Annotated in this window: 9 protein-coding genes, 1 tRNA gene and 1 pseudogene; 3 read left to right on the top strand and 8 right to left on the bottom strand. The window is 45.5% G+C overall.

The window, feature by feature from the left end; genetic code table 11:
• From tnpB to ACX5KA_RS00530, 8 genes and pseudogenes are all read right to left on the bottom strand, one after another.
• Positions 1–157, bottom strand: a 157-nt coding sequence (gene tnpB, locus ACX5KA_RS00565) for an IS66 family insertion sequence element accessory protein TnpB (RefSeq protein ID WP_458730201.1), incomplete at its 3' end; no start/stop codon positions are given.
• Positions 157–441: an IS66 family insertion sequence element accessory protein TnpA gene (gene tnpA, locus ACX5KA_RS00560; RefSeq protein ID WP_024024495.1), complete on the bottom strand. Its 285-nt coding sequence runs from the start codon at positions 439–441 to the stop codon at positions 157–159. The genes tnpA and tnpB, both read right to left, overlap by 1 nt.
• 136 nt (positions 442–577) lie before the next feature.
• Positions 578–1,285 (bottom strand): two-component system response regulator ArcA, encoded by a 708-nt coding sequence (arcA, locus tag ACX5KA_RS00555; RefSeq protein WP_014947922.1) that lies wholly within the window; start codon positions 1,283–1,285, stop codon positions 578–580.
• A 154-nt stretch (positions 1,286–1,439) separates the two neighbouring features.
• Positions 1,440–3,086, bottom strand: coding sequence for a sensor histidine kinase (locus tag ACX5KA_RS00550; RefSeq protein WP_458730200.1), 1,647 nt, complete (start codon positions 3,084–3,086; stop codon positions 1,440–1,442).
• Between the two features lie 107 nt (positions 3,087–3,193).
• Positions 3,194–4,617 (bottom strand): annotated as a pseudogene (gene glgA, locus ACX5KA_RS00545) (glycogen synthase GlgA).
• A gap of 149 nt (positions 4,618–4,766) precedes the next feature.
• The gene (locus tag ACX5KA_RS00540; RefSeq protein ID WP_458730199.1) at positions 4,767–5,849 is read right to left on the bottom strand and encodes a methyltransferase; all 1,083 of its coding nucleotides are present in this window, start codon (positions 5,847–5,849) and stop codon (positions 4,767–4,769) included.
• Positions 5,849–6,568, bottom strand: coding sequence for a tRNA (guanosine(46)-N7)-methyltransferase TrmB (gene trmB / locus ACX5KA_RS00535; RefSeq protein ID WP_039217255.1), 720 nt, complete (start codon positions 6,566–6,568; stop codon positions 5,849–5,851). Before trmB ends, ACX5KA_RS00540 begins: the two co-directional genes overlap by 1 nt.
• A gap of 91 nt (positions 6,569–6,659) precedes the next feature.
• Positions 6,660–7,364 carry an alpha/beta fold hydrolase gene (locus tag ACX5KA_RS00530; RefSeq protein WP_239259368.1) on the bottom strand — a complete coding sequence of 235 codons (705 nt, stop codon included), beginning with the start codon at positions 7,362–7,364 and terminating at the stop codon, positions 6,660–6,662.
• A 113-nt stretch (positions 7,365–7,477) separates the two neighbouring features.
• Here ACX5KA_RS00530 and mutY point away from each other — a divergent pair, with 113 nt between their 5' ends.
• The 3 genes from mutY (at position 7,478) to ACX5KA_RS00515 (ending at position 9,104) form a co-directional block, all read left to right on the top strand.
• Complete coding sequence (gene mutY, locus ACX5KA_RS00525) at positions 7,478–8,545, top strand: A/G-specific adenine glycosylase (RefSeq protein WP_039217250.1); 1,068 nt, start codon at positions 7,478–7,480, stop codon at positions 8,543–8,545.
• Between the two features lie 59 nt (positions 8,546–8,604).
• A complete protein-coding gene (locus ACX5KA_RS00520) occupies positions 8,605–8,877 on the top strand; it encodes an oxidative damage protection protein (protein WP_014947929.1) in 273 nt (90 codons plus the stop codon).
• A 151-nt stretch (positions 8,878–9,028) separates the two neighbouring features.
• Positions 9,029–9,104 (top strand) — tRNA-Phe (locus ACX5KA_RS00515).
• The last annotated feature ends 54 nt before the right edge of the window (positions 9,105–9,158 follow it).

The following is a 9,158-nucleotide window of genomic DNA, read 5'->3' as shown; positions in this document are numbered from 1 at the left end:
GCTGAGTACGGCGCTTATTGATAAACACAAACCAGTCACCACAATGCGCCTGCATGCCCAACTTGCTCTGTACCAGCGCTGCCAACCCATCAAACTGTTTGCGCATATCGGCATTGCCGGTGTACAACCAAATACGCCCATTAGATAAGGGTAACATCAGGCCGCTCGGTTCATCCGCAGCACCACACCACCGGGTAATACCAGTTCAATCTCCCACGCTGAATCTATACTCTGGTTCCCGCTCGCTGGCATATCAAAAGCAAGCCAGTTATCCTGCTGCGCAAACGGTTGACTATCATCCCTCAACTTTTTACGCCACAGATAAAAATTTGATACTGTTAACGCATGCTGTGCACAAAATTCACTGACTGTCAGCTCGCTTGCTGCTTGCTTGTCAACCAACCTTTGCCATTGCTCACGTGTACGTCTTTTTGTTGCCATCAGTAAAGTCTCCGTTAGTAAAATCTACGGAGGCTATTTTACGGAGTAGCTAAATCTGGGGAAGACGGCCTATATTGATCGCTTACGCTACACAGTAGCGGCTTTTCATTAATTCAAAACTCGTTCAGGCGACGTCTTAGCCGTCAACCTGACCGCAGAAACGGTAACCTTCACCGTGAATGGTTACAATCAATTCTTCATCTGAAGGATCTGATTCGAAGTGCTTACGAATACGACGAATCGTTACGTCAACCGTACGGTCATTCGGACGAAGTTCACGCCCCGTCATTTCCATTATTAGCTGCTCACGGGTAAGGATCTTACCTGGATTGCTTAAGAAAAGGTGAAGAGCGCGGAATTCACTGCGTGGTAGGCGGAACTCTTTCCCGCTAGGTGAAATCAATGAACGGCTATCACCGTCAAGCGTCCAGCCGTTGAAGCTTACACGGCTTGGTAAATCGTCATCTTCTGAAGAGTTTGTAGTACGAGACAGTAAGTTGCGCGCGCGAATAGTCAATTCACGAGGGTTGAAAGGCTTAGTCAGATAATCGTCTGCGCCAATTTCAAGACCTAGAATACGGTCAACGTCGTTATCACGACCCGTTAAGAAAATAAGCCCAACGTTTTTACGGTCACGTACTTCACGTGCCAAAATAAGGCCATTTTTACCCGGTAGGTTAATGTCCATGATAACCAAATTGATAGCGTGATTCTCGAAGAAATCATGCATTTGATCACCGTTCTCGGCCTCAAACACATTATACCCTTCCGCTTCAAATAAACTCTTAAGCGTGGTACGGGTTACCACCTCATCTTCAACAATTAACACATTTGGCGTCTGCATGGTGTTCTACACTCTTTCTAAAATACGATTTAAGCAACTAACTGGTTAAATTTTAATATTCATATACTTGATTGCAAGCAACTTGTGAATATTCTTACTGTTAAGGTATTGGGGTTAGCCAATAAAAATCAAGAAAAGTTCATACTTTATACAACTATTCTGACGTTTTCGCATTAACAACGGGGAAGATAATTACAAATTCTACGCCGTTGCCTTCCTCGCTGGTAATTGATATCGAACCATTGAGGGCTTGCGTTACTAAGTTGTATACCAAGTGCATTCCTAAACCAGATCCGCCTTGACCCCGCTTTGTGGTAACAAAGGGGTCAAATATCCGTTTGCGAATTTCCGGTGGAATACCTTTTCCGTTGTCGGTATAAACAAGCTTGAGCTTATTGTTACTCACCAATTCGGCACGTATATCAATTGTGCCTTCATCCATGGTTTCAAACCCATGAATAACCGAATTCATGATTAAATTAATCAAGATTTGATTTATTGGGCCAGCCTTCGTTTCAACGCTAAGGGTAGGGTCGCATTCTACGTTGATGTTGTGTTTTAATTTTTTGAGTCGAGGCTGCAATGACAGTAGTATCTCATTAACTAGCTGCACAACGCAAAAACTTCGACTAGATTCTGAGGTTTGATCGACAGCAACCTGCTTAAAACTGCTAATAAGCTCGGCAGCTCTGTTCAAATTACGGTAAATAATATTCAGGTTTTCATTACTCTCATCCAAAAAGCGCTTCATTGCACTGGCTTTGAGTGTTTTATTTTCGAAGTCTTTCTGAATAACCGCTAGCCTGTCTAACATCATGGTTGATGCAGTTACGCCTAAGCCGATAGGTGTATTTACCTCGTGCGCAACGCCAGCGACCATATCGCCCAATGAGGCCATTTTCTCGTTTTGTACAATCTGACGCTGGAACTGATGCAGTTTCTCAAGTGTTTGAATAAGCTCTTGGTTGGCATCTTTTAAGGCAGTGGTGCGGTGACTTACCATATCTTCAAGGCTGGCATTGAGCTTTCTGTGTTGCTCTTCTGCTTGTCGCTGCTTTTGCATGTACTCCTGCATGCGAAATAGCATCACGTTTACAGCGTCTGCTAAGATATCAAGTTCTCGAATGGTAGAACCGCTGGCACGAGCGGAATAATCCCGTTGCCGCGATGTGCGTTGCAAGAAGTTTGCTATCTCTTCAACAGGGCCGGTAACAAAGCGCTGCATTCGCACGGCCGAGTAAAAACTAATCGCCAACAATGCCAAAGCGACAGCTATATTCAGCCAAATTGACTTCCCAACGAGTTGATTGAAGTTCTCTGAAGAAATTCGTAAATATATCCAGCCCAGCTGAATATTCGTCTCAATGTCGAAAACTTTTGCACTTAACTCAAGGTATTGCCCATTGTCAGCCAGCTGAGGTGTCATAAACATGGAAGCTAGTTGATTCTCTTTGCCTCCTAACAATAATTGACCTTCCTTATTGTAAGAAGCAAATATCTGAGGCTCCAAGTTACCGCTTTGTGCTTTGTACACATGGGCATTTAACACATGATCAGCAGCTGCTAAATTACTTAAAGCAGTCTCAATACGTTCTGGTGTTTCATCATAAAGATAGGCGGCCGAGCTTCTTGCCACCAGTTTGGCAAGCATGAGTGCATTAGACTCAAGTTCATGGCGATAGGTTTTTATTTGCGTGTAAACGGCAAGACTGGATAACACCGCAAGCGAAAAGGTAGCAATTGACATTACTACCCAAAGGAAAAGGCTTTTTATAGTAAGCTTGACTACTTTATCCGTCATATCCGTTTTGCGTATTGTCCATCCACGTCTTACATACATCAATAGTGGCGCAAAAATGCGCAAAAAGGAAGATGCCTATAAACAATAATTAATGTACGCAAAGCCCTTTAGTTGAGGGTTGAAACGTATAGTTGCTGGTAATTCTTCGCCGCTGCTTCCCATGTAAATCGCGTTCGCATTCCACGTTGCTGCATCGCCCTGAATTTTCCGGCATCTTCGTAGAACGCCAGCAGAGCTCGACGAATGCAAGATAGCAGTGCATGTGGCGTAGGATCATCAAACACAAAACCCGTACCTTCACTATCGTTGCTGTAATCGATAACCGTGTCTTTGAGTCCGCCTACCGAACGTACGATGGGGATGGTTCCATAAGCTAAGCTGTACATCTGGTTCAATCCGCACGGCTCAAACTGAGAAGGCATTAGGAAGAAATCAGCGCCGGCTTCTACCAAATGGGCATGTTCGGAACTAAACCCGTTTATAAACGCAAATTGGTCAGGGTGTTGTTGAGCGAATTCGCCAAGGTCCATACACACTTTAGGGTCGCCTGTGCCCACAATTACCATTTGAACATTGTGCTTAATTAAATCGTCCAAAATGGGCAGTATGTAGCCAAAGCCTTTTTGTTCAGTCAGCCGGCACACCATTCCAATAAGCGGTACGTTGCCATTCTCAGGTAATCCCGACTTCTCCTGTAATGCTCGCTTACATGCGGTCTTTGGATGAAGATTCTCTACACTGTAATTCTCAGGTAGGAATGTATCTGTCTCTGGGTTCCACTGGGTGTAGTCGCATCCGTTCAGAATGCCACTTAAATCGGCTTGACGGCTTACCAGGCGTTCATGAAGGCCATGACTACCCAAGTCAGTGAGTAGCTCTCTTGCATAGTTTGGGCTTACCGTTGTCACTTTCGTGGCAAATTCAATGCCGCTTTGCAGCATGTTTATGTAACCGCCGTGAACTTGCGCCAGAATATTAGGGTGATGGCGGAGAAACGGGATAGTTTCCAGCCTATGAACGCCTGGTAAGCGGCATTGTGGATAGTGAATACCGTTTTCGTGCTGTCGAAATACCCTGATTTGTCATGGGTAAGTAAAAACGGAAGCATGGCTGCATGCCAGTCGTGGCAGTGAATAACGTCTGGCTTTTTATCGATAGCTTTTAGGGTTTGAAGTACGGCACCACTGAAAAAACTAAAGCGCTCACCATTGTCTTCATAGGCTTCAAATGCGTTGGCGTATAGCCCGTCACGCATAAAGTATTCAGGCGAGTCTACAAAGTAAATAGGGATACCGTGCCATTGCATGTAGCGAATATCAAAATGGTACACCTGACCTTCAGTAAACAGGGTTTGTTGCTCGGTTACAGTTGGTAGGTTCAACTGTTCAGCCAGTACTTGGTAATAAGGCATAACAATGGTGATGCTTTCGCCCAAGGTATCAAGCGCGAGTGGGAGTGCTTTTCCAACGTCTGCAAGGCCGCCGGTTTTTACCAACTCTTCAACTTCTGAAATAGCAAATACAATATTCACAGGTGATCTCCCAGAGCGTAACGTGCAGTGCACTTGTAATGCTTAAATATAGTGTACGGAAAAAGCGCCGTACGCCATTGCGTGGAGTACGCAATGGCATGAGCAACAGGTAGAAAAGCTAAATTAGCACAAGCTAATGGTTTTTTTAATTACAAAGCCGCTTGATAAACAGAAAATTGCGACGTTTGTGCTGTGGTATAGACCGTTTGGAAGTGCTCAGCGAGTAAACCTGGGTAGGGTAAGAATCGGTTCGCCACCATCTGCATAGTACCGCCACGACTTAAGCTTGCTTTAGCATCTGAAATAAAGCGCTTAGTGATGGTGTAGTCAGTTTTAATACCTGTGTGAAATGGCGGGTTGGTGACAATATGCTGTACTTTTTGGGTAAAACCGTGCAATCCATCCGCAGCATAGAGTGTTGCTGATAATCCGTTGTCTGCTAGGGTGAGTGCACTACAGTAAACTGCAAGTGCGCTTACGTCAGTAAGATGAAGCTTTAAATGCGGGTATTTCAGCATTATATAACTGGCTATTACCCCTGCGCCGCATGCGAAATCAAGTATTTCACCGCTTAGTGACGTTGAAAGCTTTTCTAATAATAACTCAGTGCCTGCATCCAGTTCTTTGTGGCTGAATACGCCAGGCATAGAGGCCACTTGCCAAGCTGTACCCTCAACATGATACGTGTTCATATCAAGCCATGCATCGGGTTCAAAGGCAAGGTGCGGCTCTTCAACTAAAACGGTGATAAGACTGCAGTGGCGAGCAGAATCAACCTTTTGGGTTGGGCCGTATTGGTCCATCAACTTAGTAGCACTCTTTATACCGCCCTTATTTTCACCCACCACGTGAATACGACCATTTTGACCCACCATGCTGGCCGCCATTCGCAATAGCATCTGAAAATGGGTTTTTGCTTTGGGTAAGAAAATCATCACGTCAGTGTGAGATTTCTCTAGTGCCACGAAAGGCGTAAATATATGGGTATGATTTCCGACTTTTTGCGTCACCTCAAAACCTGTGCGCGTAATATCTCGGCTATCAAACGATACCGAAGGTACGACTCTTACGCACTCTGAAAAAATATCGAAATACTGGTGAATCACCGTGACTTCTTGCGATTTAAGACCGTCTAAGAAATACGCATCAGAAGGGTTGATAAATGCCCACTGACCTTCGTCGAAAAGCGCGATATTACGTTCTAACAGTTGGCTTTGAGGAGATAAAATCATTACTTAGTACGCTCGAAAATTAAATCCCAAACGCCATGACCTAATTTTTGGCCGCGGGTTTCAAACTTGGTAATAGGGCGATAGTCCGGACGAGGTACATAGTCACCATCAGTGGCTGTATTGGTGTAACCGTCGGCATTGCTCATAACGTCTAACATGTGCTCAGCATATTGCTCCCAATCCGTCGCCATATGAAAACAACCGCCAATAGCTAATTTGGTGCGAACCAGCTCAACAAATTCAGGTTGAACAATACGGCGTTTGTGGTGACGCTTCTTGTGCCAAGGGTCTGGGAAAAATAGCTGTAGGCGAGACAACGAACCGTCTGGGATCATATTTTTAAGCACTTCTACCGCATCATGGTCCATTACACGCAAGTTCTCGACGCCTTGTTCGCTTGCTTCAGCTAAGCATGCGCCAACGCCTGGACGGTGAACTTCAATGCCGAGAAAGTCTTTCTCAGGAGCATTTGCGGCCATTTCTACCAATGACTTGCCCATACCAAAGCCAATTTCTACAACAACAGGCGCACTTCGGCCAAAAATTTCTGAAAGCGATAACGGTGCTTCAGCGTAGTCAATACCCTTGGTTGGCCAATGATCTTCTAACGCTTTTTCTTGTGCTTTGGTAAGTCTACCTTCGCGTTTCACGAAGCTTTTTACCTTGCTTACGTATACTCCAGCGGCTTCTGCTTCCGCCTGACTTTTGAATTGCCTCATTTGCAATGCCTTTCTTACCCAATTTTATGGTGGCGCATTATCCACTTACCCACGGCTTATGCAACGCTATCGTGGCAAAAATGCTGTAATTTTATACGCCAATTTGTTTAGCAATAATAGACGCTACGGCGTCAGTTTTCTCAAGTACTACCATATGCCCGGCGTCACTAATGGAGTGGAACGTCGCTTTGGGTAGTACATTTTTTAGCTGCTTAATTGTTTCTGCTGGTGCGATGGCGTCTTGCTGGGCAGTAATAAACGTTACTGACGCGTTGATCTTTGCGAGCGCTTTAACGGTACTTTCTCGTGGTGTGGTTGCTAGCGTGTGGTTGAGTAACGTCGTTTTACCTAAATCCTGCGCCATCGATTTTACAACGCCAGCCACGTTTTCATCCGCTAAGCGGGAAGGGTGTATAAATCGCGAGAGATAAGCGTCGTTGTCGGGCTTAAAGTTACCTTGCTTAAGCATAGTAGTAAGCTGCTTGCGCTTTGCAATTTCTTCTTTTGATAACCCTTCTGGGTTGTAACCGATTAAGGTTATCGAAGCAATATTGGCAGGATTGCGCTGTGCTACTAATGCAGCTATAAACCCGCCCATCGAATAACCCACAAGGTGCACTTTTTCGTTATCAAGAATGCGATCTTCACTTAATGCCAGCATTTCTTCTAGCGATGCTGCCCATTGAAGCGGTACATAACGACGTTGTGCAATATTTAGTTCGCGCCAAAGCGGTAGAAATACGCGCTCGTCGCAGAGCGTACCGGGAAAAAATAAAACAGGGTTCTGCACAGACACGTGTGTTCCTTAACAATAAACTGGCTAGTTACATGCTACCATAGCGCGCTTTTTAATGAATGGTCGCTAAGTAGAAAACGACCAAGCGGTAGTAACTGCCCATACAGACGATTATGACAGAACAACAATATACAGGTAGCTTTGCAGAGCGAGCACTCGCATGGTTTGATAAACACGGGCGAAAGCATTTGCCTTGGCAACAAGACGTTACGCCTTATAAGGTGTGGGTGTCGGAAATAATGCTACAGCAAACTCAAGTCACCACGGTAATTCCCTACTTTAAACGCTTTATGGCGTCTTTTCCCACCGTGCACGACTTAGCTAAGGCTTCTCAAGACGACGTGCTTCATCATTGGACTGGCTTAGGCTACTACGCAAGAGCAAGAAATCTTCACAAAGCTGCGAATACGCTGGTAGAAAAATACAACGGCGAATTTCCCTATAGTCTAGAAGAAGTTATGGATTTGCCCGGCATAGGGCGCTCTACCGCTGGGGCGATACTTTCGCTCTCTCGCAATATGCGCTTTCCTATATTAGATGGTAACGTGAAGCGTGTGCTGGCGCGATACTATGCAATTGGCGGGTGGCCGGGACAGAAAAAGGTAGAGAATCAGCTTTGGGAAGTGGCCGAGAAAAACACGCCCACCAATTCAGAAGGCGGACGTTGTGCCAACTATACGCAGGTGATGATGGACTTGGGCGCGATGATCTGTACGCGAAGCAAGCCAAAGTGTGATGAGTGCCCGCTTCAAGCCGACTGCATTGCCTACGCACAAGGCGCGCAAGCCGACTACCCGGGTAAGAAGCCGAAAAAGGCGCTACCCGAGAAGTCCACCTATATGATGGTGGCACAGTTTAACAGCCAAGTGTATTTAGAGCAGCGTCCCTCAACAGGGCTGTGGGGTGGTCTATATGGTTTTATTGAGGTGTCTTCAATAGAAGAGGGGATGGAGCAGTTGGCCAAGCGAGGTATCAGTGTCGACGAAACCCGAACGCTTGAAGGGTTCCGTCATACCTTTAGCCATTTTCATTTAGATATCACCCCGGTAGTGGCCGTGGTAAACTCTGCTCCATCAAAGCGCGTAGCCGAAACAGCATTTCGTTGGTTTTCGTTGAACGAGCCTATTGAAGTTGGTTTGGCGGCACCTACAACCAAGATTATTCAGCAGTTAATGCGTTAGGCGTTTTAAGCCCAACGCAACATTTTTTGCTAAGCAGATAGCGAACGAAAGGAAATAACATGGCAAGAACGGTATTTTGTCGCAAGCTTCAAAAAGAAGCTGACGGCTTAGATTTCCAACTTTATCCGGGTGAACTGGGTAAGCGTATTTTCGACAACATTTCTAAAGAAGCATGGGCTGAATGGCAAAAGAAACAGACCATGCTGATTAACGAACACAAGTTGAATATGATGGAGCCGAATGCCCGTAAGTTTTTAGAAGAAAAAATGTCGGCCTACTTGTTTGACGACGTAGAGCCTACGATTGAAGGCTATGTTCCGCCTGAAAAATAAGCAAAAAAGCGTTTTTTGAGCAAACAATGCGCAAACAGTAATAAAAGCGCAAAAAAAGCGAGAAAAACGGTTGACTTGTGAAGGCGAAAACCGTTTAATACGCACCCACAGCAGGACAGGCAGCAAACGCCTAGAACGCTAACAAGTTTCAGCCTCGATAGCTCAGTTGGTAGAGCAGCGGATTGAAAATCCGCGTGTCCCTGGTTCGATCCCGGGTCGAGGCACCATCATTCAAGCCCTTGCAGAAATGCGAGGGCTTTTTTGTTTGCCCAGCGAAGCTG

The sequence above is a fragment of the Alteromonas alvinellae genome, from assembly GCF_902705805.1.
The sequence above is the reverse complement of the archived record's forward strand: the minus strand, read 5'-3'. Positions and strand labels throughout refer to the sequence as shown.